We start from the raw sequence: 25,657 nt of genomic DNA, 5'->3' as shown, positions 1-25,657 counted from the left end.
ACAGGTGTCACGCCAGCTTCCCGTCCACTACCGTTGCCCGGCCCCGCAGGAAGGTGTGGGTGACGCGTCCCGGCAGCTCACGGCCCTCGTAGGGGGTGTTGCGGCTGCGGGAGGCGAAGCCCGCGGGGTCCACGTCTCCACGGTAATCGGGATCGACCAGGGTGAGGTTGGCGGGCTCTCCCGCGGCGACCGGGCGGCCCTGCCCCGCGATGCCGGAGATGGCGGCCGGGCGCAAGGACATCCGGTCGGCGACGCCGGCCCAGTCGAGCAGGCCGGTGTCGACCATCGTCTGCTGGACCACGGAGAGCGCCGTCTCCAGGCCGACCATGCCCATGGCCGCGGCGGGCCACTCGCAGTCCTTGTCCTCGTGGGGGTGCGGGGCGTGGTCGGTGGCGACGCAGTCGATGGTGCCGTCGGCCAGGGCCGCGCGCAGCGCCAGGACGTCGGCCTCGGTGCGCAGTGGCGGGTTGACCTTGTAGACCGGGTTGTAGGTGCGCACCAGCTCGTCGGTGAGGAGCAGGTGGTGCGGGGTGACCTCGGCGGTGACGTTCCACCCCTTGGACTTGGCCCAGCGGACGATCTCCACGGAGCCGGCGGTGGAGAGGTGGCAGATGTGCACGCGCGAGCCGACGTGGGCGGCGAGCAGCACGTCGCGGGCGATGATCGACTCCTCGGCGACGGCGGGCCAGCCGCCGAGACCGAGTTCGGCGGAGACGACGCCCTCGTTCATCTGGGCGCCCTCGGTGAGCCGGGGCTCCTGGGCGTGCTGGGCGACGACGCCGTCGAACGCCTTCACGTACTCCAGGGCGCGGCGCATGATCACCGCGTCGTCGACGCACTTGCCGTCGTCGGAGAAGACCCGGACGTTCGCCGCCGAGTCGTGCATCGCGCCCAGCTCGGCGAGGTGCTTGCCCTCCAGGCCGACGGTGACGGCGCCGACGGGCTGCACGTCGCAGTAGCCGGACTCCTTGCCGAGCCGCCAGACCTGCTCGACCACGCCGGCGGTGTCGGCGACGGGGAAGGTGTTGGCCATGGCGTGCACGGCGGTGTAGCCGCCCGCGGCGGCGGCGCGGGTGCCGGTGAGGACGGTCTCGGAGTCCTCGCGGCCGGGCTCGCGCAGGTGGGTGTGGAGGTCGACCAGGCCGGGGAGGAGGACCAGGCCCCCGGCCTCGATCACCCGGGCGCCCTCGGCGTCGAGGCCGGTGCCGACGGCGGCCACGGTCTCCCCGTCGATCAGGACGTCCTGCGGTTCGCCGCCGAGCAGGCGCGCCCCGCGGATCAGCGTCTTGGTGTGGGCGGTCATGATGCGTGGTTCTCCTCGGAGGCGGGGGCGGAGCGGTTCTGGGCGACGGCGGGCTCGTTCCCGCCCAGCAGCAGGTAGAGGACGGCCATCCGCACGGAGACGCCGTTGGTGACCTGCTCGACGACGGTGCAGCGCGGCGAGTCGGCGACCTCGGCGGTGATCTCCATGCCGCGGACCATCGGGCCGGGGTGCATGACGATGGCGTCGGCGGGCATCTTCGCCATCCGCTCCCCGTCCAGCCCGTACCGGCGGGCGTACTCGCGCTCGGTCGGGAAGTACGCGGCGTTCATCCGCTCGCGCTGCACCCGGAGCATCATCACGGCGTCCGAGCGGTCGAGCACCTTGTCCAGGCTGTACGAGACCTCGCAGGGCCAGTTCTCGACGCCGACCGGCACCAGGGTGGGCGGGGCGACGAGGGTGACGTGGGCGCCGAGGGTGTGCAGCAGGTCGACGTTGGAGCGGGCGACGCGGCTGTGCAGGATGTCGCCGACGATGGTGACCCGGCGGCCGGCCAGGTCCTGGCCGAGGCCGGCGTCGGGCCCGACCAGGCGGCGGCGGAGCGTGAAGGCGTCCAGCAGGGCCTGGGTGGGGTGCTGGTGGGTGCCGTCGCCGGCGTTGATGACGGCGGCGTCGATCCAGCCGGAGGTGGCGAGCCGGAAGGGCGCGCCGGAGGCGCCGTGCCGGATGACGACGGCGTCGACGCCCATCGCCTCCAGGGTCTGGGCGGTGTCCTTGAGCGACTCGCCCTTGGAGACCGAGGACCCCTTGGCGGTGAAGTTGATGACGTCGGCGGAGAGGCGCTTCTCGGCGGCCTCGAAGGAGATGCGGGTCCGCGTCGAGTCCTCGAAGAAGAGGTTGACGACGGTCCGGCCGCGCAGGGTGGGCAGTTTCTTGATCGGCCGGTCGGCTACCCGGGCCATCTCCTCGGCGGTGTCGAGGATGAGGACGGCGTCGTCGCGGGTGAGGTCGGCGGCCGAGATGAGGTGGCGCATCATCGGTGGGCTCCGTGCGTTCGGGAGGTTTCGGGCATGCGGGGACACCCTGGTCCGGCGGCCGGCACGCGCGGGGCGTGGACGGCGACGGGACCGCGGTGGGGTGCTACTTGCCGCCTGCCGGGGCGGGGTCCAGGGGCCCGGCGCCGAGCAGGACCGCGTCGCGGCCGTCCTCCTCGGAGAGCTGGACCTTGACCGTCTCCCGCAGCGACGTGGGGAGGTTCTTGCCGACGTAGTCGGCGCGGATCGGCAGCTCGCGGTGGCCGCGGTCGACGAGGACGGCGAGCTGCACGGCGCGGGGCCGGCCGATGTCGCCGAGGGCGTCGAGGGCGGCGCGGACGGTGCGGCCGGAGAAGAGCACGTCGTCGACGAGGACGACGAGGCGTCCGTCGATCCCGTCGGCGGGGATCTCGGTGCGGCCGATGGCCCGTGCGGGCTTCAGCCGCAGGTCGTCGCGGTACATGGTGATGTCCAGCGAGCCGGCCGGGACGGGGCGCGAGGTGATCTCGGCGAGCTTGGCCGCCAGCCGCTCGGCGAGATGGACGCCGCGGGTGGGGATGCCGAGCAGGACCACGTCGTCGGCGCCCTTGGCGCGTTCGACGATCTCGTGGGCGATGCGGGTGAGGACCCGGCCGATGTCGGGGCCTTCGAGAACGGGGCGGGCCTCGTAGGGCCCGGTGTTCTCCGGGGTGGTGGCGTTCACGGGGAACGGACCTCCTTCTCCGCCTCACGGGACGGTTCTTAAAGGACGTCGGGATGTGCGTCGTCCACCGTACCAGCGACCGGGAGATGCCTGGTCACCCCCTTGGCCCCCACCCGGCCCAACGGAGACCGACGGGTCCGCGGGGCCCCGGGGACCGGGCCCCCTGCGGGCCGGGGCGCCCCGGGACCGGCCCGCGGCCGCTCCGGGACCCTCGTTCGGCTTGACGCAGCCAAGTAACGCTGCGTAACCTCACAGTGAGTTACCAGTCTTCGTCCGGGGAGCCACATGTCCAGCGAATACGCAAAACAGCTCGGGGCCAAGCTCCGCGCCATCCGCACGCAGCAGGGCCTTTCCCTCCACGGCGTCGAGGAGAAGTCCCAGGGCCGCTGGAAGGCGGTCGTGGTCGGTTCGTACGAGCGCGGGGACCGCGCCGTCACCGTGCAGCGGCTCGCCGAGCTCGCGGACTTCTACGGCGTCCCCGTGCAGGAGCTGCTGCCGGGCACGACCCCCGGCGGCGCCGCCGAGCCCCCGCCGAAGCTCGTCCTCCAGCTGGAGCGCCTGGCCAACGTCCCGCCGGAGAAGGCGGGCCCCCTCCAGCGGTACGCGGCCACCATCCAGTCGCAGCGCGGGGACTACAACGGCAAGGTCCTCTCCATCCGCCAGGACGACCTGCGCACCCTCGCGGTCATCTACGACCAGTCGCCCTCGGTCCTCACCGAGCAGCTGATCAGCTGGGGCGTCCTCGACTCCGACGCGCGTCGCGCCGTCGCCCACGAGGACAGCTGACCGGCACCACGACAGTGCAGCGCCACGCCTGAGGGCGGTCCCGGAGGTTTCCGGGGCCGCCCTCAGGCGCGTCCGGAGGCCGCCGCCCGGCCCCCGGAACGACGAGAGCCCGCGACCGTGACGGCTGCGGGCTCTCGCGGTGTACGGGTGGATCAGGCGCGGCGCAGACCCGGCTTCAGCTCCTTGAAGCGGGCGAGCAGGCCGTTGACGAAGGCCGGGGAGTCGTCCGTGGAGAACTCCTTGGCCAGCTGGACGGCCTCGTCCAGCACGACCGCGTCCGGCGTCGTGTCGACCCAGATCAGCTCGTAGGCGCCGAGCCGCAGGATGTTGCGGTCGACGACGGGCATCCGGTCGAGGGTCCAGTCGACGGCGTACTGCGCGATGAGCTCGTCGATGCGCCGCTCGTGCTCGGCGTACCCCTCGACGAGTTCCATCGTGTACTCGCTGACCGGCGGCTGCCGGGTGTCGGAGCGTGCGTGCCGAATCCAGTCGGCGAGGACGGTCAGCACGTCGGTGGAGCGCTGATCGGCCTCGAAGAGGATCTGGAAGGCGCGCTTGCGGGCCGTATTGCGAGCAGCCACGGCTAGCTGTTCACCCGGCCGAGGTAGTCGCTCGTACGGGTGTCGACCTTGATCTTCTCACCGGTGGTGATGAAGAGCGGGACGTTGATCTGGTGGCCCGTCTCCAGGGTCGCCGGCTTGGTGCCGCCGGTGGAGCGGTCGCCCTGGACGCCCGGCTCGGTCTCCTGGATGACCAGCTCGACGGCGGCCGGCAGCTCCACGAAGAGCACCTCGCCCTCGTGCTGGGCGACGGTCGCCGTGAAGCCCTCGATGAGGAAGTTGGCGGCGTCACCGACGGCCTTGCGGTCGACGTGCAGCTGGTCGTACGTCTCCATGTCCATGAAGACGAAGTAGTCGCCGTCCATGTACGAGAACTGCATGTCGCGCTTGTCGACAGTGGCCGTCTCGACCTTGACGCCGGCGTTGAAGGTCTTGTCGACGACCTTTCCGGACAGCACGTTCTTCAGCTTGGTGCGCACGAAGGCAGGGCCCTTGCCGGGCTTGACGTGCTGGAACTCGACTACGGACCAGAGCTGGCCCCCGTCGAGCTTGAGCACCATGCCGTTCTTGAGGTCGTTCGTGGAAGCCACGTTTGCGGAATCTCCTGGACGAATGGGTGTCTCCCCCCTGACCTGTCGGTCAGCGGGGAGCTGGTGGGACCTCGGGTGCGCGCACAGGCCGGGGCTAGAGCGCGAGCAGCTCCTTGGTCGTGATCGTGAGTAGCTCGGGTCCGCCGTCCGCCTCGGGGCGCACGACGAGCGTGTCGTCGATCCGGACTCCGCCCCGGCCCGGGAGGTGGACTCCCGGTTCGACGGTGACCGGCACACGAGCGTCCAGTTTACCCATGGCCGCAGGGGCGATCTGCGGGTCCTCCACGTTTTCCAGGCCGACACCGTGCCCGGTGACGGGGGCGAGGCCCTCGGTGTACCCCGCACCGGTGAGCACCTGACGGGCCGCCCGGTCGACGTCGCGGCAGGCCGCGCCGGGTGTGAGGGCCTCCCGGCCGGCCCGCTGGGCGGCGAAGACCAGGTCGTACAGCTCCACCTGCCAGTCGGCCGGGGTGGTGCCGATGACGAAGGTCCGGCCGATCGCGCAGCGGTAGCCGCGGTAGACCGCGCCGAGACTCACGGTGAGGAAGTCGCCCTCCTCGACCCGGCGGTCGGTGGGCTGGTGGCGGGCGAGGCCCGCGTTGGGCCCGGTCCCCACCGAGCTGGCGAAGGCGGGTCCGTCGGCGCCGTGGTCGATGAGGCGGCGCTCCAGCTCCAGGGCGAGGTGCCGCTCGGTACGGCCGACCAGGATCGACTCCAGGAGTTCGCCGAGCGCCTGGTCGGTGATCTCGGCGGCGATCCGCAGGCAGGAGATCTCCTCCTCGTCCTTGACGTACCGCAGCTGCTCGACGGCGCCGCCCAGGTCGGTGAGGGCGATACCGGGGGCGGCGGAGGCCATCGCCCGGTGCCGGGCCACCGTCAGGTCGTGCTCCTCGACCGCGACGGGACGCCGGTCCTGGCGCAGCGCGAGGGTGGCGGCGGCGACCGCCGGGTCGGCGCCGGGGCCGTCCAGGAGCTGGAGCCGGAGCGCCTCGTCGGGCCTCCCCTCCTCGGGCCGCGCGCCGGGCGCAACGGCGCAGAGCAGCACGTCGGCGCCGGGATCGTGGACGCCGAGCAGCAGGGCGGCCCGTTCGGGGGCGGTGCCGGTCAGGTAGCGGATGTTGGCCGGGCGGGAGACCACGGCGGCGGCGTCTCCGGCCGCCGCGCAGCGCTCCCGCAGCCGCTGCCTGCGGGCTTGGTACACGTCGTACGCGTGCGGGGCCTCGGACATGTTCCGAGCCTACGAGCGGCTCGGCGCACCGGCCGGTTCAGCGCGTCCGACCGGGCACCGGGGCGCTCGGGGCGGGCCCGGTCACCCCGGCCCGGTCACCACTGGGGCGGGCTGGCGATGGCGCGGGCGAGGACGTCGTCGAGGGCCCGGGCGGTCTGCGCGGCGTCGAGGTGCGAGTTGTCGATGATCGGCAGCCCGGAGCCGTACCAGCCGGCCATCCGGCCGTGGATGCGGGCCACCTCCTCGTCGGAGAGGCGGCGGTTGCCGTGGCGCTGGGAGTTGCGCTCCAGGACGATCTCCAGCCCGGGGAGCAGGACCACGGGGAGCAGCCCGGGGCCGACGTGGCGCTTCCAGCCGCCGAGGCCGATCACCGGCCGGTCGGGGAAGACGGCGTCGTCGAGGATGCAGGAGATGCCGTTGGCGAGGAAGTTGCGGGCGGAGAAGCCGCAGGTGCGGCGGGCGAGGCGGTACTGGGCCTCGGAGTGGTCGTTCCATCCGGCCTGCGGGTCGGCGAAGCCGGAGCGGACCCATTCGCGGACGTCGTCCAGGCTGATGTGGGCGGTGGGCACGCGGCGTTGTTCGGCCCAGAGCCGGGCGACGGTGGTCTTCCCCGCTCCGGCCGGGCCTATGAGCAGCACCGCGAGGGTGGTGCTGCCGGTGTCGGCCTGCCCGGCGCCGGGCGGCGGGCTCGGCATCGCCACCGGCCCGCCGGGCGGCAGCTGCACGTGGCCGGTGCCCTCCGGCGGGACCGAGGCCGGGGGGACGGGCGGGGTCGGGCCGGCCTGGGCGGGGTGCGGGGTGCGCCCGGAGGGCACGTTCCCGACGAAGCCCGGAGGCTGGGCGGGGTGCGGCGGCTGGGGCGGCGGCCCGGGGTGCGGGGGCTGGGCGGGCGGTGTGCCCTGGGGCCAGTCGGCGCCGGCCGTGGCCTGCTGGTGGTAAGGCGGCAGCGGAGGCCCCCCTGCGTGCTGCATCCGGTGCCACTCCGTCTCGTTGGGCAACTGGCGTGGGGCGCGCGGCGCCCGGGGGAAGCCCCCGGCCGCCGGTGCGCTACCGAACGGTACCGTCCCCGCCGGGTGTTGTGTGAACGAGCGGGCAGGTCACGGCGTGCCCGGCGGCGGGCGGACGGCTCCGCCGCGCCGCCGGGCACCGCCGGTCAGTCCGCGACCTCGCCGTAGGCGCCGAGCATGACGGCCGGGTCCGGGCCCTCCAGGACGGTGGGGCGGGCCAGGCCGTCCAGGACGATGAAGCGCAGCGTGTCACCGCGGGACTTCTTGTCGACCTTCATGTTCTCGACCAGCTTGGGCCACTGGTCGTAGCGGTAGGTCAGCGGCAGGCCGACCGCCTCCAGGACGGTGCGGTGCCGGTCGGCGGTGGCGTCGTCGAGCCGTCCGGCGAGGCGGCCCAGCTCGGCGGCGTAGAGCATGCCGACGGCGACGGCGGCGCCGTGCCGCCACTCGTAACGCTCGTTCTTCTCGATGGCGTGGCCCAGGGTGTGGCCGTAGTTGAGGATCTCGCGGCGGCCGGACTCCTTGAGGTCCTCGGAGACCACCTCGGCCTTGACCCGGATGGAGCGCTCGATGAGTTCGGCGGTGTGCGGCCCGGCGGGGGTGCGGGCGGCGGCCGGGTCGGCCTCGATGAGGTCGAGGATGACCGGGTCGGCGATGAAGCCGGCCTTGATGATCTCGGCGAGGCCGCTGACGTAGTCGTGGACCGGCAGCGACTCCAGCGCGGCCAGGTCGCAGAGGACCCCGGCCGGCGGGTGGAAGGCGCCGACGAGGTTCTTGCCCTCGGCGGTGTTGATGCCGGTCTTGCCGCCGACGGCCGCGTCGACCATGGCCAGCACGGTGGTCGGGACGGCGACCCAGCGCACCCCGCGCAGCCAGCTCGCCGCGACGAAGCCGGCGAGGTCGGTGGTGGCGCCGCCGCCGACGCCGACGATGACGTCGGTGCGGGTGAAGCCGGACTGGCCGAGCGCCTTCCAGCAGTAGGCGGCGACCTCGGCGGTCTTGGCCTCCTCGGCATTGGGCACCTGGACGGCGATGGCCTCGTACCCCTGGTCGGCGAGGTCGGCCCGGAGCGCCTCCCCGGTCTCGGCCAGCGCCTCGGGGTGGATGACGGCGACCCGGCGGGCCTGCTCGCCGATGAGGCCGGGCAGCTCCCCGAGGAGCCGGCGGCCGATCAGTACCTCGTACGGGTCGGTGCCTGCGGTGGCGCCGACCGGGATACGCAGGGTCATGCGTGCTTCAACTCCAGTGCGTCGAGGACCGCTTCGGCGACCTCTTCGGGGGTGCGGTGGTCGGTGGCGACCTCGGCGCGGGCGACCTCGGTGTAGAGGTGGCGGCGGGCCTCCATCAGTTCGCGCCACTGCCGGCGCGGGTTGACGGCGAGCAGCGGCCGGGCGGTGGCCAGGCCGGTGCGCCGTACCGCCTCGTCGACCTGCATCGACAGGTAGACGACCGGCCGGCCGGCGAGCAGCGCCCGGGTCTCCGGGGCGAGGACGGCGCCGCCGCCCAGGGCCAGGACGCCGGGGTGGCTCTCGACGGCGGCGGCGACGGCTCGGCGCTCCAGCTCGCGGAAGTGGGGCTCGCCGTCGTCGACGAAGATCTCGGCGATCTCGCGGCCCTCGGCGGCGACGATGTCGGCGTCGGTGTCGCGGTAGGTGTGGCCGAGCCGCTCGGCGAGCAGCGCTCCGACGGTGGACTTGCCGACGCCCATCGGTCCGACGAGGACCAGGCAGGGACCGGCGCTCACCGGACGGGGAGGTGGTCGAGGTAGCCGGAGACGTTGCGGCGGGTCTCGGCGACGCTGTCGCCGCCGAACTTCTCCGCCACGGCGTCGGCGAGGACGAGGGCGACCATCGCCTCGGCGACGATGCCGGCGGCCGGGACGGCGCAGACGTCGGAGCGCTGGTGGTGGGCCTTGGCGGGCTCACCGGTGGCGACGTCGACGGTGCCGAGCGCGCGGGGCACGGTGGCGATGGGCTTCATGGCGGCCCGCACCCGCAGCACCTCGCCGGTGGTCAGGCCACCCTCGGTGCCGCCGGAGCGGCCCGAGGCGCGGCGGATGCCGTCGTCGGTGACGACGATCTCGTCGTGGGCCTGCGAACCGGGCACCCGGGCCAGGTCGAAACCGTCGCCGACCTCGACGCCCTTGATCGCCTGGATGCCCATGAGGGCGCCGGCCAGCCGCGCGTCGAGCCGCCGGTCCCAGTGGACGTGCGAGCCGAGCCCGACCGGCACGCCGTGGGCGACGACCTCGACCACACCGCCGAGGGTGTCGCCGTCCTTGTGGGCCTGGTCGATCTCGGCGACCATCGCGGCGGACGCCTCCGGGTCCAGGCAGCGCACCGGGTCGGCGTCGAGCCGCTCCACGTCGCCGGGAAGCGGGAGGGTGCCGTACGGCGCCTTGGCGGCGGCCAGCTCCACGACGTGCGAGACGATCTCGATCCCGGCCGTCTCCTTCAGGTACGAGCGGGCGACGGCGCCGAGCGCGACCCGGGCGGCGGTCTCGCGGGCGGAGGCGCGCTCCAGGATCGGGCGGGCCTCGTCGAAGCCGTACTTCTGCATCCCGGCGAGGTCGGCGTGGCCGGGCCTCGGGCGGGTGAGGGGGGCGTTGCGGGCGAGGGCGGCCAGCTCCTCGGGGTCGACCGGGTCGGCCGCCATGACCTGCTCCCACTTGGGCCACTCGGTGTTGCCCACCATCACGGCGACCGGGGAGCCGAGGGTCAGCCCGTGGCGGACCCCGCCGAGGAAGGTGACCTCGTCACGCTCGAACTTCATCCGGGCGCCGCGACCGTAGCCGAGCCGCCGCCGGGCCAGATGGTCGGCGACCATCTCCGTGGTGATCGGCACCCCGGCGGGAAGTCCCTCCAGAGTGGCCACCAGTGCGGGTCCGTGCGACTCCCCCGCGGTCAGCCAACGCAGCCTGCTCAACGGTGCTCCTCCTGCTCGCGCCCGGTCTCTGCGGCGCGGCCGGGGGGCGCGTCCCCTGCCCGCCGCGTCCGATCCTCCCACGCCGGGCGGGCCGGTGCGGCAGCCGGTCCAACGGGTGGAACACCCGAGCCCCGGCGGCCGCGCCGGAAGGGAGGAGTCCGGTCAGCGGGCGGCCAGGGCCGAGGTGCCCGCCGCGCGCATCGCCGCGAGGGGCGCGGCCGGCACGCCGGTCATCTGCTCGACCTGGAGGACGGCCTGGTGGACCAGGAGGTCGAGCCCGCCGAGGACGGTGCCGCCGCGCCCGGCCCAGCGGGCGGCGAGCGGGGTCGGCCACGGCTCGTAGAGCACGTCGAAGAGGGTTCCGGGCGCCTCCGGCACGTCGGCGGCGAGCGCGTCGGCGGCCCCGGCCGGGGTGGTGGCGACGACCAGCGGGCGGCGCAACGCCTCGGCGGCCCGCTCCCAGGGCCGGGCCAGCGCCTCGACGCCGAGCCGCCGCCCCCACTCGCGCATCTCCTCGGCGCGCGCCTCGCTGCGGACGTACACCTCGACCTGGCCGGCCCCCATCGCGGCGAGGGCGGCCAGGGCGGAGGAGGCGGTGGCGCCGGCGCCGAGGACGGCGGCCTCGGGGGCCTTCTCGACGCCGCGCTCGCCGAGGGCGGCGACCAGTCCGGGCACGTCGGTGTTGTCCCCGTGCCAGCTGCCGTCGGCGCCGCGGACCATCGTGTTGACCGCCTCCACCGAGCGGGCGACCGGTGTGACCGTCGCGCAGAGCGCGAGCGCCGCCCGCTTCAGCGGCATGGTCAGCGACAGTCCGGCCCACTCGGGGCCGAGCCCGGCGACGAAGCCGGGGAGCTGGTCCTCGTCGGTCTCGTACCGGTCGTACGTCCAGCCGTCGAGGCCCAGTTCGGCGTAGGCGGCGCGGTGCAGGGCCGGGGAGAGCGAGTGGCCGACGGGCTTGCCGAGGACGGCGGCCCGGCGGCCCCCTCCCTCACTGGTCCTTGCGGCGGCTTTCATTGAACTCCTTCACCAGGGCCTCGTGGTCGGCCAGGGTCTTGGTGAACTGGGTGGTCTTGCCGTCGATGGAGATGAAGAACATCCAGTCGTCGGTGTCCGGGTCGACGGCGGCCTTCATGGCGTCGGAGCCCGGGTTGCCGATCGGTCCCGGCGGCAGGAGCTTGTGGTAGTAGGTGTTGTAGGGGTCGGGGTCGTTGCGGATCTTCGCGATCGAGATGTCGATCTCGCTCTCCCCCTTCAGGTAGTTGTAGGTGGAGTCGAACTCCAGCTTCTGGTTGGTCACCGTGTTGTCCGGCTGGAGCCGGTTGTAGACGACGGCGGCCATCTTCCGGAAGTCGTCGTGGGTCATGCCCTCGGCCTGGACCAGGCTCGCGACGGTGACCACCTGGAGCGGGTCCTTGAGGCCCAGCTTCTCGGCCGAGCCCTCCAGGTCGTAGCGGGCGTACTCCTGCTTCGCCTGCGCCACCATCTTCTTGAGGACGTCGGCCGGCTCCATCGACTTGGCCAGCGGGTAGCTGGAGGGGAAGAGGAAGCCTTCCAACGGGTCCTTGATGTCCTCGTTGTTGTTGGCCCACTTGGGCAGGCCGAGCGACGTGGACTCCTTGAGCGCCACTTCCTCGGTGGTGCCGGCCTTGACGCCGAGCCGCTTGTCGATCTGGTCGTAGACCCAGGCGTTGCGGCGGCCCTCGGGGATGATCAGCGTGTTGCGGCTCTTGGGGCTGAGCATCAGCTCGACGGCGGCCTTGCCGGACATCTGCTTGCGCAGGGTGTAGAAGCCGGGCTGGAGGGACTTGCCCTGGGGGTGCGCGTTCTGCGCGTTGACGAAGGCCGAGCCGCTCTTGACGACGTCGTGCTTCTTCAGCAGGTTGGCGATGTCCCAGCCGACGGCGCCCTGCGGCACCTCGACGACGACCTGCCCCGAGCCGTCGCCCGCGTAGTCCTCGGCCGGGCCGAAACGGTCCTGGTAGAACTGGTAGCCGTAGTACGCGACCGCGCCGCCGCCGCCGAGCAGCACCAGCGAGACGACCAGGCAGGCCACGCCGTTGCGGCTCTTGCCCTTGGTCCCCCGGCCGCGCTGCTTGCCGCCGCCGCGTCCGCCGCGCCGGCCGCCGGGCTCCGGTTCGTCGTCGCAGTCGTCGTGGTCGTCGTACCCGTCGCGGTCGTCCGCGCGGTCCCGGTCGTCCCGCTCGCCCTTGCGGCCCCGGCCACGGCGGGCGCCGCGGCCCTCGTCGGCCTCGGGGGCGTCGTCGGCGCCGGTGAAGAAGGGGTGGGTCTCCTCCCCCGGCTCCTCCCACTCGCTCTCGGGCCGCTGCTCCTCGCGGCGGCCTGGCGGGCGGGGCGGCGGGTAGGCGTCCTCGGTGCGGTACGGGTCGTGCTGCCCGTCGCCGTAGCCGTCGTGGCCGGGGTGGCCGTGGGCCTGCTGCTGGTAGGGGTCGCCCGCGGCGGGGTCGTACGGCGGGACCTGCCCGGTGTCCCACTGGCCGCCGTACTGCTGCCCGTAGCCGTCGGAACCGTACTGGCCCTGCTGCGGATGCTGCTGCTGGGGATGGCCCTGCTGGTGCGGGTCGTACGGGTGGCCCGGGTGACCCTGCTGCGGGTACTGCTGCTGCGGGTAGCCCTGCCGGCCCCCGTCCTGCGGGTACTGCTGGTACGGCTGCCCGTCGTAGCCGGGCTGCGGGGGCGGGTAGCCGCCAGGCTGCTGTCCGCTCCATCCGTCGCCGTACCCGCCCTGTGCCGCCTGCCCGTAGGCCGGCGAGGAGAGCGGGTCCTCCTGCCACGGATCGGAGCCTTGGCCCCGGCCATACTCAGTCATCGGTCCCCTAGAGCGCGGGACGGGGGAAGCCACCGCTCCTGGGGCGGCCTCCACGCCGTCTCTTCTGCCGTGTGCGTCAGTACTTCGAACACACCGGCGCATCGCGCGGCACGTTACCGTATCGCGATCAGATGACCACTTCGACGCCCTCACCTGGGGCGTCGCCTGACGCCCGTTCGGACTCCAGGGCGCTCTGCAGGATCACCACGGCGGCCGCCTGGTCGATGACGGCACGCCCCTTCTTGGAGCGGACACCGGAGGCCCGCATCCCCTGGGCCGCCGTCACCGTGGACATCCGCTCGTCGACCAGCCGCACCGGTACGGGCGCGATGGTCCGGGCGAGTTCCTGGGCGAAGCCGCGGACCTTGACCGCCGCCGGGCCCTCGCCGCCCTTGAGGGAGCGCGGGAGCCCGACGACGACCTCGATCGGCTCGTACTCCTCGACGAGCGCGGCGAGCCGCCGGTGGGCGGCCGGGACGTCACGTCCCGGCACGGTCTCCACCGGCGTGGCGAGGATCCCGTCGGGGTCGCACGAGGCGACCCCGATCCGGGCGTCCCCGACGTCCACGGCGAGGCGGCGGCCCCGGCGCAGTACTCCGCTCACCGGGCGCTCTCGGCGACCTGGCGCTCGACCGCGCTGACGGCCTCGTCGATGGCCTGCGGGTTCTGCCCGCCGCCCTGGGCGACGTCGGGCTTGCCGCCGCCGCCTCCGCCGAGCGTCTTGGCGGCGGTACGGACCAGGTCACCGGCCTTGAGGCCACGCTCGCGGGCGGCCTCGTTGGTGGCGACCACGGTCAGCGGCCGGTCGTTGGCCACGGTGAACAGCGCCACCACTGCGGGCCGGTCGGCGGGGATACGGCCGCGCACGTCGAGGACGAGCTTGCGCAGGTCGTCGGCGCCCGTGCCGTCCGGCACCCGGCCGGTGACCAGGGCGGTGCCCCGGACGTCCTGGGCGCCCGCGGCGAGCCCGGCGGCGGCCTGGAGGACCTTCTCGGCGCGGAACCGCTCGATCTCCTTCTCGGCCTCCTTGAGCTTGCCGAGCATCGCGGAGACCTTCTCGGGCAGCTCCTCGGGACGGCCCTTGACCAGCTCCTGGAGCTGGGCGACGACCGTGTGCTCCTTGGCCAGGAAGTTGTACGCGTCGACGCCGACCAGGGCCTCGATGCGGCGCACGCCGGAGCCGATGGAGGACTCGCCGAGCAGCTTGACCAGGCCGAGCTGGGCGGTGTTGTGGACGTGGGTGCCGCCGCACAGCTCCTTGGAGAAGTCGCCGATGGTGACGACCCGGACCCGCTCGCCGTACTTCTCGCCGAACTCGGCGATGGCGCCCTGCTTCTTGGCGTCGTCGATGCTCATGACCTCGGCCTGGACGTCCAGGTCGCGGGCGAGCACCTCGTTGATCTTCTGCTCGACGTCGGTGAGGACGGCGCCGGGCACGGCGGCCGGGGAGCCGAAGTCGAAGCGGAAGCGGCCCGGCTGGTTCTCCGAGCCGGCCTGGGCGGCCGTCGGGCCGAGCGCGTCGCGCAGCGCCTGGTGGGTGAGGTGGGTGGCCGAGTGGGCGCGGGCGATGGCCCGGCGGCGGCCGACGTCGATGGCGGCGTAGGCCGGGGAGCCCACGGTCACCTCGCCGACCTGGACGACACCCTTGTGGACGTGGACGCCGGGGACCGGCTTCTGCACGTCGCGGACCTCGACGACGGCGCCGTTGTCGAAGCGGATGCGGCCGGTGTCGGCGATCTGGCCGCCGCCCTCGGCGTAGAACGGCGTGCGGTCGAGGACGATCTCGACCTCGTCGCCCTCGGTGGCGGCGGGCGAGGAGACCCCGTCGACCAGCAGGCCGACCACGGTGGACTCGCCCTCGGTGGCGAGGTAGCCGGTGAAGTCGGTGGCGCCGGCGGCGTCGGCGACCTCGCGGTAGGCGGAGAGGTCGGCGTGGCCGGTCTTCTTGGCGCGGGCGTCGGCCTTGGCGCGCTCCCGCTGCTCCTTCATCAGGCGGCGGAAGCCCGGCTCGTCGACGGAGAGGCCCTGCTCGGCGGCCATCTCCAGGGTCAGGTCGATCGGGAAGCCCCACGTGTCGTGGAGGAGGAACGCCTTGTCCCCGGAGAGCACGGTCGAACCGGCGGCCTTGGTCTCGGTGACGGCCGTGTCGAGGATGTTGGTGCCGCCCTTGAGGGCCTTGAGGAAGGCGGCCTCCTCGGCGAGGGCGACGGTGAGGATGCGCTTGCGCTCGGTGATCAGCTCCGGGTACTGCTGCCCCATCGACTCGATCACGGTGTCGACCAGCTCGGCGACGACCGGGCCGGTGGCCCCCAGCAGGCGCATGTTGCGGACGGCGCGGCGCATGATGCGGCGCAGCACGTAGCCGCGGCCCTCGTTGCCCGGGGTGACGCCGTCGCCGATGAGCATCACGGAGGTGCGCATGTGGTCGGTGACGACGCGCAGCGACACGTCCGAGGCCTGGTCGGCGCCGTACTGGACGCCGGTCAGCTCGGTGGCCTTGTCGATGACGATCCGGGAGGTGTCGATCTCGTAGAGGTTGCGCACGTCCTGGAGGATCATGGCGAGCCGCTCGAGGCCGAGGCCGGTGTCGATGTTCTTGCTCGGCAGGTCACCGAGGATCGGGAAGTTCTCCTTGTCCTCGCCGGCGCCCCGCTCGTACTGCATGAAGACGAGGTTCCAGATCTCCACGTACCGCTCGTCGTTGACGGCCGGGCCGCCCTCGACGCCGAACTCGGGGCCGCGGTCGTAGTTGATCTCGGAGCAGGGGCCGCAGGGGCCCGGGACGCCCATGGACCAGAAGTTGTCCTTCTTGCCCAGGCGCTGGATGCGCTCGGCCGGGACGCCGATCTTCTCGCGCCAGATCGTCTCGGCCTCGTCGTCGTCGAGGTAGACGGTGATCCACAGACGCTCGGGGTCGAGGCCGTAACCGCCCTGCTCCTGGGAGGTGGTGAGCAGCTCCCAGGCGTAGGTGATGGCCCCTTCCTTGAAGTAGTCCCCGAAGGAGAAGTTGCCGCACATCTGGAAGAACGTGCCGTGCCGGGTGGTCTTGCCGACCTCTTCGATGTCCGGGGTGCGCACGCACTTCTGCACGCTGGTGGCGCGCGGGGCGGGCGGGGTGGCCTCACCGAGGAAGTACGGCTTGAAGGGGACCATGCCCGCGGGGACGAGCAGCAGGGTCGGGTCGTCCGCGATCAGCGACGCCGAAGGGACGACGGCGTGCCCGCGCTCCTCGAAGAAGCGCAGCCAGCGGCGGCGGATCTCAGCCGACTCCATCAGTGGTCCTCATTCCGGTTGTTCGGGTGCTTCGGGTACTTCTCGGGGTACTTCTGCCGGGCGCGGTACGCGACGGGGTGGCGCTCCCCCTCCAGCGCCGGCCGGCGCGCGGCGGGCAGCCCGGGGCCCTCGGGGGGCGCGTTCAGCCCCAGTACGTCGTCCAGCTCCGCCTCGCGCTGGAGCATTCCCGCGCGGACGTCGAGGGCGAAGTCCTTGATCCGGTGGCCGGCGTCGAGCGCCTTGTCGGCGGCCTGCGCGGCGAGGCTCTCGGGGGTGAGCCGCTGGAGCTTCTGGTTGACCTTGTGGCTGGCCCACACACCGGCGGCTGCGCCCGCGGTGAACCAGAACGTACGGCGGAACATCGCTGGTCAGTCCTTCCGCCTCCGCCGCGCCCGGCGTGCGGGCGGCACGGCACGCCCCACGATCACGGTGCGGCGGGAGGGCTTGGCGGTCGTGCGCCGGTCGTCCTCGTCCCGGGTCCTGCGGCCGAGGGCCTGCCGGACGCCGTAGCCGAAGGCGGCCACCTTCACCAGGGGGCCGCCGAAGGTGGAGGCGACCGTCGTGGAGAGCGCGGAGGCGTTGGAGGTGACTTCCTGCACGTCGGAGGCGATGGCGTCGACTCTGTCGAGCTGGCTCTGGGCCGAGCGGACCGTCGCCGAGGCGTCGGCCAGCAACGGAACCGCCTGCTCGGTGACGTCCGCCACCAGCTTGGTCGTCGCCTTGAGCGTCTGGGCGAGCCTCACCAGGGCCACGGCGAGGAAGGAGACCAGAATCGCCCAGAAGACGGCCACCAGGATCCCGGCCACCTCTCCACCGGACACTGCGCACCGCTCTCTCTCGGGTCTGATTCGTCAGGTTCGGGTTGTGCACCCGCGTGGGCCGCCGGCTCCCGCGCGGGGCGTTCGGCACCGGGCGGCCGCTCCTCGAGCCTATCGCGCGGTCGGTGGCCGCCCGAACCGGTTTCCCGGCCGGGCGCGCGGCGCGCGGCCCGGTCGACAAGCGACGAACCCGCCCCCTCTCCGGACGGGAGAGGAGGCGGGCTGAGTGCTCTGCCGGATCAGCGGGTGATCAGCGGGCGTAGTACTCGACGACGAGCTGCTCGTCGCAGATGACCGGGATCTCCTTGCGGTTCGGGTCCCGGTCCAGGCGGAAGGCCAGGGCCTTCAGGTTGACCTGGAGGTAGCGCGGGGTCTCGCCCTCCGTGTCGTAGCCACCCTCACGGGCGACCTGGAAGGGGTGCTTCTCGCGGCTGCGCTCGCGGACCATCACGACGTCGTCGGGACGCACGCGGTACGACGGCTTGTCGACCTTGTGGCCGTTGACCTCGATGTGGCCGTGGACGACCATCTGACGGGCCTGGTAGATGGTGCGGGCGATGCCCGAACGCAGCACCAGGGCGTCGAGACGACGCTCCAGCTCGATGACCAGCGCTTCGCCGGTCTTGCCCTCGGCCTTGCGAGCGCGGTCGTAGGCACGGGCCATCTGACGCTCGCTGATGTCGTACTGGGCGCGCAGACGCTGCTTCTCGAGCAGACGGACCTTGTAGTCCGAGTTCTGCTTGCGGCCACGGCCGTGCTCACCCGGCGGGTAGGGGCGGGCCTCGAAGTACTTGACAGCCTTCGGGGTCAGCGCGATACCGAGAGCACGCGACTTCTTGACCTTGGGACGGGACTGGTTCGGCATGAACCGGACCTTCTCTCATCTTTCGTGGGTGGCTCACCAGGGTTAGGGGAGGTCGCATCCGCAGCCGGGGAAACCCTGAGGTCCCGTGCCGTGACACGGTTCCACCGGGCAGCCGCTCCCTGGTCTGGGCACTAACGTGCAGCACGCGAGTGGCCCACCGACCGCCGCTGGGGGGGGTGGTGGGCTGCCCGCGACACCTTCGACGGTGCGCGACGCTCCTGGAAGACCCGCTCACCACCGCGAGGGCGGTGGGGGCTTCCGGCTGCATGTCCCACTCTGGTGGTGCCGGCCGGGGCCGGACATGGGACGCAGCACTGCGAACCGATTGTACCGGCTCACCGGCGGTGCTCAGCACCGGGCCGGGGCGGGCTCAGCCCTCGCCGCGGCCGCCCTCGGCGAGGCGCTCGCGGACCTTCTCGACCACGTCGGCGTAGCGGGCCTCCGCGCCGTACCGGGTGGGCTGGTAGTACCGCTTCCCGGCGAGGGCGTCCGGAGCGTACTGCTGGGCGGCGATGGCGCCGGGGACGTCGTGCGGGTAGATGTACCCCTGGGCGTGGCCGAGCTTGGCCGCGCCCTTGTAGTGGCCGTCCCGCAGGTGGGTGGGGACCGGTCCGGCGTGGCCCTTGCGGACGTCCTCCAGGGCGGCGCCGATGGCGGTGGTGGCGGCGTTGGACTTGGGGGCCAGGGCGAGGGCGATGGTGGCGTGGCTGAGGGTCAGCGCGGCCTCGGGGAAGCCGATCATGGCCACGGCCTGGGCGGCGGCGACCGCGGTGGGCAGGGCGGTGGGGTCGGCGAGGCCGATGTCCTCGCTGGCCGAGATCATCAGGCGGCGGGCGATGAAGCGGGGGTCCTCCCCCGCGTCGATCATCCGGGCCAGGTAGTGCAGGGCAGCGTCCACGTCCGAGCCGCGGATGGACTTGATGAGGGCGCTCGCCACGTCGTAGTGCTGGTCGCCGGCGCGGTCGTAGGCGACGGCGGCCCGGTCCACCGACTCCTCGAGGGTGGTGAGGGTGATCTCCGCCTCGCCCTTGTCGAGCGCGGCCCCGGCGCCCGCCTCCAGGGCGGTCAGGGCCCGGCGGGCGTCGCCTCCGGCGACCCGCAGCAGGTGGGCCTCGGCGTCCTCGGCGAGGGTGACGGAGCCGGCCAGGCCCCGCTCGTCGGTGAGGGCGCGGTGGACGAGGCCGCGCAGGTCCTCGTCGGTCAGCGGCTCCAGGGTGAGCAGCAGGGAGCGGGAGAGCAGCGGGGAGATCACCGAGAAGTACGGGTTCTCGGTGGTGGCGGCGATGAGGGTGACCCAGCGGTTCTCCACGGCGGGCAGCAGGGAGTCCTGCTGGGCTTTGGAGAAGCGGTGGATCTCGTCGAGGAAGAGGACGGTCTCCTTGCCGAAGCCGCCGGAGGCGCGGCGGGCGCCGTCGATGACGGCGCGCACCTCCTTGACCCCGGCGGTGATCGCGGACAGCTCCACGAACCGCTTGTTGGTCGCCTTGCTGACCACGTACGCGAGGGTCGTCTTGCCGATGCCGGGCGGGCCCCAGAGGAAGACGGAGGAGGGGCCGGCCGGGCCGCCGCCGCCCTCGCCGACGAGGCGGCGTAGCGGCGATCCGGGCTTGAGCAGGTGCTGCTGGCCGACCACCTCGTCCAGGGTGCGGGGGCGCATCCGGACGGCCAGGGGGCTGCTGGACGGGTCCTTCTCCTGGCGGTCCTCGGCTGCTGCGGTGAAGAGGTCGGGTTCCACACGGGAACCCTAGTTCACCCCACCGACAACCGGCCTGGGGCGGCCCGCCCGGGCCCTCCCCCGCGGGTCAGCTGGTCCAGAACTCCCACCAGCGGGTGAGGATCAGCATGCCGATGATGCCGATGTGCAGGACGGGCAGCACCCAGGCGAACTCGCCGACGAAGGAGCGGATCGCGCGGGGAACGGGCAGGAAGCCCTCACGGACGTTGTGCACCGTGACGTACCAGAACATGATGATCGTGGCGACCCAGGCGAGGCAGCACCACAGGCAGAGCGAGTTGATGTTGTACAGCGACTGGTACTGGAGCCAGGTGCAGAAGCCGACACCGAAGAGGGTCCCGGCGTTGAAGGTCAGCCAGTACCAGCGGGGGAAGCGGGCCCCGGCCAGCAGGCTGACGCCGACGCCGATCACGACGGCGTAGGTGACCAGGCCGAGCATCGGGTTGGGGAAGCCGAAGGCGGCGGCCTGCTCGCTCTTCATGATGTTGCCGCAGGCGACGACCGGGTTGAGGCTGCACCCCGGGACGAAGTCCGGGTCCTCCAGCAGCTTGAACTTGTCGAGGGTGATGACCCAGGCGGCCAGCAGCCCGGCCGCACCGGTGATCACCAGCATCCAGGCGAAGGCGCGGCTCGTGCCGGCCCGCGCCCGGGTGGGGTGGGTGTCCTCGCGTTCGGGGGCGGCACCGTCGGGTGCTGCTGTGGGGTGGGTCATCACGTCGTTCCGCCAGTGTCGTCGTAGGTCTGCCGGTCTTCTCGGCCGCCAGTCTGCCGTCCGCCCTCCGCCCCGCCCAGGGCCGGTGGGCCCGGCGGGACGGGCACCGGGGCCCGCGCGGCTGCGGTCATTGTGCCCCAACGGCCCTGCGGGGCGCCGTCGGACGGACATAAGGAAGAACGGCCGAGCGGGCCGGAGGATGCGGGCGGGCGGCGCCGGGCGTACGACGACGCCGGGCCCGCGCCCCCGGTGGAGGGTGCGCGGGCCCGGTGGGCGGTGCGGTCAGGCGAGGCGGGCAGCCACCTCGGCGACGACGGAGTCGAGCGGGACGGCGGTCTGCTCGCCGGACTCCATCTCCTTGAGCTGGACGACGCCCTCGGCGAGGTCCCGCTCCCCCGCGACCAGGGTGTAGCGGGCGCCGGAGCGGTTGGCGGCCTTCATCGCGGCCTTGAGCCCCTTGCCGCCGTAGGCGAAGTCGGCGGCGACGCCGTCCTGGCGCAGCCGGGTGACGACCCCGAAGAGCGCCCGGCGGGCCTCCTCGCCGAGCGGCACGGCGAAGACGCTGGTGGGCGAGGGCAGGTCCAGCTCGACGCCCTCGGCGCGCAGCGCCAGCACGGTGCGGTCGACGCCGAGCGCCCAGCCGACGGAGGGCAGCGCGGGGCCGCCGATCATCTCGGAGAGCCCGTCGTAGCGGCCGCCGCCGCCGACGGCCGACTGGGAGCCGAGGCCGTCGTGGACGAACTCGAAGGTGGTGCGGGTGTAGTAGTCCAGGCCGCGCACGAGGCGCTCGTCGTCCTCGAAGACCACCCCGGCGGCGCTGATCAGGGCGCGCACCTCCTCGTGGTACGCCTTGCACGCGTCGCAGAGGTAGTCCCGCAGCACGGGCGCGTCGGTGAGCTGCTTCTGGACGTCGGCCCGCTTGTCGTCGAGGACGCGCAGCGGGTTGATGTCGATCCGGCGGCGGGTCTCCTCGTCGAGGTCGAGACCGCGCAGGAACTCCTGGAGGGCGGCCCGGTAGACCGGGCGGCACTCCTGGTCGCCGAGCGAGTTGAGCAGGATGCGGAACTCGCGCAGCCCGAGCGAGCGGTACGCCTGGTCCGCCAGGATGATCAGCTCGGCGTCGAGCGCCGGGTCCTCGGCGCCGATCGCCTCCGCGCCGACCTGCGAGAAGTGGCGGTAGCGGCCCTTCTGCGGACGCTCGTAGCGGTAGTACGAGCCGGAGTACCAGAGCTTGACCGGGAGGTTGCCGGCCTTGTGGAGGCTGGCCTCCAGGGCGGCGCGCAGCACGGAGGCGGTGCCTTCGGGGCGCAGGGCGAGCTGGTCGCCGCCCTTGGTCTCGAAGGCGTACATCTCCTTGGTGACGATGTCGGTGGACTCGCCGACGCCGCGGGCGAAGAGGGCGACGTCCTCGAAGCCGGGGGTCTCGATGTAGCCGTAGCCGGAGTTGCGCAGCGGGGCCGAGATCGCCTCGCGGACCGCGAGGTAGGTCGCGGAATCCGGGGGCAGCAGGTCGTACGTGCCCTTGGGGGCCTTGAAGGTGCTCACGGTTCTCTCTTTTGTCTACAGACGTCGTCGGTCGCCGGCGGGGCCACCGGTGCCACCGGTGAGGCCCTGGGCGACCTGCCGCAGGTACGGGTTGGCGGCGCGTTCCCGGCCGATGGTGGTGTGCTCGTTGTGGCCGGGGAGGACGACGGTGGAGTCGTCCAGCGGGAGGCACACGCGGGCCAGGGAGGCGTACATGTCGCCGAGGTCGCCGCCGGGGAGGTCGGTCCGGCCGATGGAGCCGGCGAACAGCAGGTCGCCGGAGAGGAGCACCTGCGGCACATCCCCCGCCTGCGGCAGCCTGAAGGTCACCGACCCCTTGGTATGCCCGGGCGCGTGGTCGACGCCGAACGACAGCCCGGCCAGCTCCACCTGGGTCCCGTCGGTCAGCTCGTGGACGTCGTCGGGCTCACCGACGGTCAGCTCCCCCATGAGCGGCATCCCGATGGAGCGGCCGATGCCCTTCTCCGGGTCGCTCATCATGTAGCGGTCCTCGGGATGGATCCAGGCGGGCACGGAGTGCGCGCCGCAGACCGGGACGACCGAGGCGACGTGGTCGATGTGGCCGTGGGTGAGGAGGACGGCGACCGGCTTGAGCCGGTGCTTGGCCAGCACGTCCTCGACGCCCTGGGCGGCCTGGTGGCCGGGGTCCACGATCACGCACTCCTCGCCGGCGGCGGGCGCGATCACATAACAGTTGGTGCCCCAGGCGCCTGCGGGGAACCCGGCAATCAGCACGTTCGTCCTCACTGTCGTCGCTTCTGTCGTCCCACGGCGCGGACCGCGGAGAATCGCAGCAGGTCCGAAGCCTACCGGCGGTGCCGTTTCCACAGCCAACCCGTATACGGTACGGGGCACACCGAAGCGGTCGGGCCCCTACGACGTGACGAGGAGACAACCCGGTGGTCAGCAGCGAGCAGCGGCGGCGCGAGGCCGCCCGCAAGAAGTACCTGCGCCAGCAGGAGCGGCGCGAGGCGGCCCGCCGCCGGGCGCGGACGCGTACCGCGGTCATCGCCTCGGCCCTGGCCGTGGTGCTCGCGGGCGGCGCGGCCGTGTACGCGGTGGGCGGCATCGGCGGCGACGAGAAGGACACGGCGTCGAAGGCCCAGGAGAGCCCGGAGCCCACCAAGGCGGCCGATCCCTGCGAGAAGCCGGCGGCGGGCGAGGTGAAGAAGATGAGCTTCAAGAAGGAGCCGAAGCTCACCGTCGACACCGACGCCGACTACACCATGAACCTCGCCACCACCTGCGGGGACATCCCGCTGGAGCTGGACGCGAAAAACGCCCCGCACACGGTCAACTCCTTCGACTTCCTCGCGGGCGAGGGCTACTTCGACCACACCAAGTGCCACCGGCTGACCAGCGCCGGCATCTACGTCCTCCAGTGCGGCGACCCGGAGGGCACCGGCGCGGGCGACCCCGGGTACACCATCCCGGACGAGAACCTGAAGTCGAAGAAGCTCAAGGGCGGCGTCTACCCGGCCGGCACGGTGGCCATGGCCAACCGCTACAACGCCCAGGACGACAGCAACCGCGACTCCGGCGGCAGCCAGTTCTTCCTCGTCTACCAGGACAGCCAGCTGCCGCCCGACTACACCCCGTTCGGCACGGTCTCGAAGGAGGGCATGAAGGTCCTCCAGAAGATCGCCGAGGCGGGCGAGCAGACCGGCATGGGCGACGGCGCCCCCAACGCGACCGTCGTGATCGACAAGGCCACGGTGGAGAAGTCCTGAGCTGATCCGCACCGGTCCTGAGCCGGAAGTTCGGTCGTGCGGGATGCGGACAGCCGCCCCGCCGGTCGCCTATGTTGGCCGTGACGAAATTGTGGACGATGCCGGGGCCCGCCGAGGGCCCGTCCGGGCATCATGTGGAGGAGGCGCTGTGAGCAGCGACCCGTGGGGCCGCGTCGACGAGACGGGGACCGTGTACGTGCGGACGGCGGACGGCGAACGAGTCGTCGGGTCGTGGCAGGCCGGAACGCCTGAGGAGGCCCTGGCCTACTTCGAGCGCAAGTACGAGGGCCTGGTCGTCGAGATCGGCCTCCTCGAGCGCCGGGTGCGCACCACCGACCTGGCCGCCAAGGAGGCCGAGGCCGCCATCGCCACGCTGCGGGCGCAGGTGGACGAGGCGCACGCGGTGGGGGACCTGGAGGCGCTGTCGAAGCGGCTGGACCGTCTGGTGCAGACCGTGGAGGAGCGGCGCGAGGAGCGCAAGGCCCGCAGGGCGAAGCAGTCCGAGGAGGCCAAGGCCGCCAAGGAGAAGCTGGTCGCCGAGGCCGAGGAACTGGCCCAGTCCGACCAGTGGCGGCCCGCCGGCGAGCGGCTGCGCGCGCTGGTGGACACCTGGAAGGGCCTGCCCCGGCTGGACCGGAAGACCGACGACGAGCTGTGGCACCGCTTCTCGCACGCCCGCTCGGCGTTCTCCAAGCGCCGCAAGGCGCACTTCGCGCAGCTCGACGCGCAGCGCGAGGAGGCCCGCAAGGTCAAGGAGCGCCTGGCGGTCGAGGCGGAGTCGCTGGCGAAGTCGACGGACTGGGGTCCCACGGCCGCCCGTTACCGCGACCTGATGACGCAGTGGAAGGCGGCCGGCCGCGCCCAGCGCGAGCACGAGGACGCCCTGTGGGGCCGCTTCCGCGGTGCGCAGGACGTGTTCTTCGCGGCCCGCGGCGAGGTCTTCGCCGAGCGTGACGCCGAGCAGGCCGAGAACCTCAAGATCAAGGAGGGGCTCGCGGAGGAGGCCGAGAAGCTGGTGCCGGTGACCGACCTGAAGACGGCCCGCGCCGCCTTCCGGGCGGTCAACGAGCGCTGGGAGGCGGTCGGCCACGTCCCGCGCGACGCCCGCCCGAAGGTCGAGGGCCGGATGCACGCCGTGGAGCGGGCGATCCAGGAGGCCGAGGAGGCCGAGTGGCGCCGCACCAACCCGGAGGCGCGGGCGCGTGCGGCCGGGCTGACCGGGGTGCTCCAGGACGCGGTCGACAAGCTGCAGGGCCAGATCGAGCGCGCCGAGGCGGCCGGTGCCACGGCCAAGGCCGAGAAGCTCCGCCGTGAGCTGGAGGGCCGCCAGGCCCTGCTGGACCAGGCGCGCAAGGGCCTGGAGGAGTTCAGCGGCTGACGGTTCGTCAGTACGTCCTGCGGAAGGGCCCCACCGGCGCGGTGGGGCCCTTCTCGCGTACCGGCCCGGGGGCGCACGCCCGGCCGGCCCGTGCACCGGCGCGCCCGTGGCGCCGGGCTGCCCCGGCCGGTGATCGATGGGGCAGGATGGGGCCATGCCGCACTCACCGGACGCGCCCCTGGACCGCCTGGTCAAGGCGGTCACCTCACTGTCGTACGCGCTCGGCCGCAGCCGGGTCCACGAGGAGCTGACGGCCTCGGTGGGGGTGACGGTGGAGCGCCCCGAGATCGCCCTGCTGCGGGTGTTGTACGCCTCGCCGGAGCCGCTGCGGGTCACCGACCTGGCAGCGAGGCTGCTGGTCCGCTCGCCGCACGTGACCCGCCAGGTGGCGCGGCTGGAGGCGGCGGGGCTGGTGCGCCGGGTGCCGGACGCCCTCGACCACCGGACGCACCTGCTCTCCACGACGGCCCACGGGCGCCAGGTGGTGGACCGGATCGACCAGGGGATGCGGGACAGCTTCCGGGCCACCCTGGACGACATGACGGACCGGCAGCTGGCCGACGCCGCCGAGGTGATGGAGCGGCTCGCGGCGGACGCGGCGGCCCGCCACGAGGAGCCCCACCCGGCCCCGCCGCCCACGCGCGGCGGAGGCTGACGGGGCTGACGAGCGGGCCCGGCCG

The 25,657-nt window shown here is 73.0% G+C and carries 25 protein-coding genes; 4 read left to right on the top strand and 21 right to left on the bottom strand.

Annotated elements, in window-relative coordinates; translation table 11 throughout:
• Positions 1-7 precede the first annotated feature (7 nt).
• From IF45_RS0116505 to pyrR, 3 genes are all read right to left on the bottom strand, one after another.
• The gene (locus IF45_RS0116505; RefSeq protein ID WP_018471463.1) at positions 8-1,303 is read right to left on the bottom strand and encodes a dihydroorotase; all 1,296 of its coding nucleotides are present in this window, start codon (positions 1,301-1,303) and stop codon (positions 8-10) included.
• Positions 1,300-2,298 (bottom strand): aspartate carbamoyltransferase catalytic subunit, encoded by a 999-nt coding sequence (locus IF45_RS0116500; protein ID WP_030308099.1) that lies wholly within the window; start codon positions 2,296-2,298, stop codon positions 1,300-1,302. Before IF45_RS0116500 ends, IF45_RS0116505 begins: the two co-directional genes overlap by 4 nt.
• Positions 2,299-2,401: 103 nt before the next feature.
• Positions 2,402-2,998, bottom strand: coding sequence for a bifunctional pyr operon transcriptional regulator/uracil phosphoribosyltransferase PyrR (gene pyrR, locus IF45_RS0116495; RefSeq protein ID WP_030308098.1), 597 nt, complete (start codon positions 2,996-2,998; stop codon positions 2,402-2,404).
• Between the two features lie 285 nt (positions 2,999-3,283).
• Here pyrR and bldD point away from each other — a divergent pair, with 285 nt between their 5' ends.
• On the top strand, positions 3,284-3,784 hold the full coding sequence (bldD, locus tag IF45_RS0116490) for a transcriptional regulator BldD (RefSeq protein WP_003947032.1): 501 nt from the start codon (positions 3,284-3,286) through the stop codon (positions 3,782-3,784).
• Positions 3,785-3,936: 152 nt separating this feature from the next.
• Here bldD and nusB read toward each other — a convergent pair whose 3' ends face one another.
• From nusB to IF45_RS0116400, 18 genes are all read right to left on the bottom strand, one after another.
• The gene (nusB, locus tag IF45_RS0116485) at positions 3,937-4,365 is read right to left on the bottom strand and encodes a transcription antitermination factor NusB (RefSeq protein ID WP_003947033.1); all 429 of its coding nucleotides are present in this window, start codon (positions 4,363-4,365) and stop codon (positions 3,937-3,939) included.
• Between the two features lie 2 nt (positions 4,366-4,367).
• Positions 4,368-4,934 carry an elongation factor P gene (gene efp, locus IF45_RS0116480; protein ID WP_003947034.1) on the bottom strand — a complete coding sequence of 189 codons (567 nt, stop codon included), beginning with the start codon at positions 4,932-4,934 and terminating at the stop codon, positions 4,368-4,370.
• A 94-nt stretch (positions 4,935-5,028) separates the two neighbouring features.
• A complete protein-coding gene (locus IF45_RS0116475) occupies positions 5,029-6,162 on the bottom strand; it encodes an aminopeptidase P family protein (protein WP_008406444.1) in 1,134 nt (377 codons plus the stop codon).
• Between the two features lie 95 nt (positions 6,163-6,257).
• Positions 6,258-7,133 (bottom strand): Pro-rich N-terminal domain-containing protein, encoded by an 876-nt coding sequence (locus tag IF45_RS0116470; RefSeq protein WP_003947036.1) that lies wholly within the window; start codon positions 7,131-7,133, stop codon positions 6,258-6,260.
• Between the two features lie 182 nt (positions 7,134-7,315).
• On the bottom strand, positions 7,316-8,398 hold the full coding sequence (gene aroB, locus IF45_RS0116465; RefSeq protein WP_003947037.1) for a 3-dehydroquinate synthase: 1,083 nt from the start codon (positions 8,396-8,398) through the stop codon (positions 7,316-7,318).
• Positions 8,395-8,913: a shikimate kinase gene (locus IF45_RS0116460; RefSeq protein WP_003947038.1), complete on the bottom strand. Its 519-nt coding sequence runs from the start codon at positions 8,911-8,913 to the stop codon at positions 8,395-8,397. Before IF45_RS0116460 ends, aroB begins: the two co-directional genes overlap by 4 nt.
• On the bottom strand, positions 8,910-10,094 hold the full coding sequence (aroC, locus tag IF45_RS0116455) for a chorismate synthase (protein WP_003947039.1): 1,185 nt from the start codon (positions 10,092-10,094) through the stop codon (positions 8,910-8,912). The genes IF45_RS0116460 and aroC overlap by 4 nt, the downstream gene beginning before the upstream one ends.
• A 162-nt stretch (positions 10,095-10,256) precedes the next feature.
• Complete coding sequence (locus tag IF45_RS0116450) at positions 10,257-11,108, bottom strand: shikimate dehydrogenase (RefSeq protein ID WP_030308097.1); 852 nt, start codon at positions 11,106-11,108, stop codon at positions 10,257-10,259.
• Positions 11,083-12,921 carry an endolytic transglycosylase MltG gene (gene mltG / locus IF45_RS0116445; RefSeq protein ID WP_030308096.1) on the bottom strand — a complete coding sequence of 613 codons (1,839 nt, stop codon included), beginning with the start codon at positions 12,919-12,921 and terminating at the stop codon, positions 11,083-11,085. Before mltG ends, IF45_RS0116450 begins: the two co-directional genes overlap by 26 nt.
• 127 nt (positions 12,922-13,048) lie before the next feature.
• Positions 13,049-13,525, bottom strand: a complete 477-nt coding sequence (gene ruvX / locus IF45_RS0116440) for a Holliday junction resolvase RuvX (protein WP_003947042.1) — start codon at positions 13,523-13,525, stop codon at positions 13,049-13,051.
• Positions 13,522-16,194 (bottom strand): alanine--tRNA ligase, encoded by a 2,673-nt coding sequence (alaS, locus tag IF45_RS0116435; RefSeq protein WP_003947043.1) that lies wholly within the window; start codon positions 16,192-16,194, stop codon positions 13,522-13,524. Before alaS ends, ruvX begins: the two co-directional genes overlap by 4 nt.
• Entirely contained in the window at positions 16,194-16,556 is a 363-nt protein-coding gene (locus tag IF45_RS0116430) for a hypothetical protein (protein WP_030308094.1), read from the bottom strand. The genes alaS and IF45_RS0116430 overlap by 1 nt, the downstream gene beginning before the upstream one ends.
• 6 nt (positions 16,557-16,562) lie before the next feature.
• Positions 16,563-17,015, bottom strand: a complete 453-nt coding sequence (locus tag IF45_RS0116425; protein ID WP_026047935.1) for a DUF948 domain-containing protein — start codon at positions 17,013-17,015, stop codon at positions 16,563-16,565.
• Positions 17,016-17,262: 247 nt separating this feature from the next.
• On the bottom strand, positions 17,263-17,877 hold the full coding sequence (rpsD, locus tag IF45_RS0116420) for a 30S ribosomal protein S4 (protein WP_003947046.1): 615 nt from the start codon (positions 17,875-17,877) through the stop codon (positions 17,263-17,265).
• Between the two features lie 370 nt (positions 17,878-18,247).
• Positions 18,248-19,612: a replication-associated recombination protein A gene (locus IF45_RS0116415; protein ID WP_003947047.1), complete on the bottom strand. Its 1,365-nt coding sequence runs from the start codon at positions 19,610-19,612 to the stop codon at positions 18,248-18,250.
• A 67-nt stretch (positions 19,613-19,679) separates the two neighbouring features.
• Complete coding sequence (locus tag IF45_RS0116410) at positions 19,680-20,324, bottom strand: vitamin K epoxide reductase family protein (protein ID WP_030308091.1); 645 nt, start codon at positions 20,322-20,324, stop codon at positions 19,680-19,682.
• A gap of 282 nt (positions 20,325-20,606) precedes the next feature.
• Positions 20,607-21,869: a histidine--tRNA ligase gene (gene hisS / locus IF45_RS0116405; protein WP_003947049.1), complete on the bottom strand. Its 1,263-nt coding sequence runs from the start codon at positions 21,867-21,869 to the stop codon at positions 20,607-20,609.
• Between the two features lie 15 nt (positions 21,870-21,884).
• On the bottom strand, positions 21,885-22,604 hold the full coding sequence (locus tag IF45_RS0116400) for an MBL fold metallo-hydrolase (protein WP_003947050.1): 720 nt from the start codon (positions 22,602-22,604) through the stop codon (positions 21,885-21,887).
• Positions 22,605-22,768: 164 nt separating this feature from the next.
• On the opposite strand from IF45_RS0116400, the gene IF45_RS0116395 reads away from it, so the two are divergent.
• From IF45_RS0116395 to IF45_RS0116385, 3 genes are all read left to right on the top strand, one after another.
• Positions 22,769-23,599 carry a peptidylprolyl isomerase gene (locus tag IF45_RS0116395; protein WP_003947051.1) on the top strand — a complete coding sequence of 277 codons (831 nt, stop codon included), beginning with the start codon at positions 22,769-22,771 and terminating at the stop codon, positions 23,597-23,599.
• 148 nt (positions 23,600-23,747) lie between these two features.
• Positions 23,748-24,977, top strand: a complete 1,230-nt coding sequence (locus IF45_RS0116390) for a DUF349 domain-containing protein (RefSeq protein ID WP_008406470.1) — start codon at positions 23,748-23,750, stop codon at positions 24,975-24,977.
• 154 nt (positions 24,978-25,131) lie between these two features.
• Positions 25,132-25,632 (top strand): MarR family winged helix-turn-helix transcriptional regulator, encoded by a 501-nt coding sequence (locus IF45_RS0116385; RefSeq protein ID WP_008406473.1) that lies wholly within the window; start codon positions 25,132-25,134, stop codon positions 25,630-25,632.
• The last annotated feature ends 25 nt before the right edge of the window (positions 25,633-25,657 follow it).

This window comes from Streptomyces albidoflavus, from assembly GCF_000719955.1.
In the GTDB taxonomy this organism is placed as follows: Bacteria; Actinomycetota; Actinomycetes; order Streptomycetales; family Streptomycetaceae; genus Streptomyces; species Streptomyces albidoflavus.
This window is presented reverse-complemented; position numbering and strand designations above follow the sequence as displayed.

Bases quoted from the DNA above. Each gene is read 5' to 3' on its own strand.
- aroB (WP_003947037.1), bottom strand. From the start codon at position 8,398: ATGACCCTGCGTATCCCGGTCGGCGCCACCGCAGGCACCGACCCGTAC.
- IF45_RS0116410 (WP_030308091.1), bottom strand. From the start codon at position 20,324: ATGACCCACCCCACAGCAGCACCCGACGGTGCCGCCCCCGAACGCGAG.
- IF45_RS0116475 (WP_008406444.1), bottom strand. From the start codon at position 6,162: ATGTCCGAGGCCCCGCACGCGTACGACGTGTACCAAGCCCGCAGGCAG.
- IF45_RS0116385 (WP_008406473.1), top strand. From the start codon at position 25,132: ATGCCGCACTCACCGGACGCGCCCCTGGACCGCCTGGTCAAGGCGGTC.
- IF45_RS0116500 (WP_030308099.1), bottom strand. From the start codon at position 2,298: ATGATGCGCCACCTCATCTCGGCCGCCGACCTCACCCGCGACGACGCC.
- bldD (WP_003947032.1), top strand. From the start codon at position 3,284: ATGTCCAGCGAATACGCAAAACAGCTCGGGGCCAAGCTCCGCGCCATC.
- IF45_RS0116505 (WP_018471463.1), bottom strand. From the start codon at position 1,303: ATGACCGCCCACACCAAGACGCTGATCCGCGGGGCGCGCCTGCTCGGC.
- IF45_RS0116470 (WP_003947036.1), bottom strand. From the start codon at position 7,133: ATGCAGCACGCAGGGGGGCCTCCGCTGCCGCCTTACCACCAGCAGGCC.
- IF45_RS0116450 (WP_030308097.1), bottom strand. From the start codon at position 11,108: ATGAAAGCCGCCGCAAGGACCAGTGAGGGAGGGGGCCGCCGGGCCGCC.
- alaS (WP_003947043.1), bottom strand. From the start codon at position 16,194: ATGGAGTCGGCTGAGATCCGCCGCCGCTGGCTGCGCTTCTTCGAGGAG.
- rpsD (WP_003947046.1), bottom strand. From the start codon at position 17,877: ATGCCGAACCAGTCCCGTCCCAAGGTCAAGAAGTCGCGTGCTCTCGGT.
- IF45_RS0116430 (WP_030308094.1), bottom strand. From the start codon at position 16,556: ATGTTCCGCCGTACGTTCTGGTTCACCGCGGGCGCAGCCGCCGGTGTG.
- mltG (WP_030308096.1), bottom strand. From the start codon at position 12,921: ATGACTGAGTATGGCCGGGGCCAAGGCTCCGATCCGTGGCAGGAGGAC.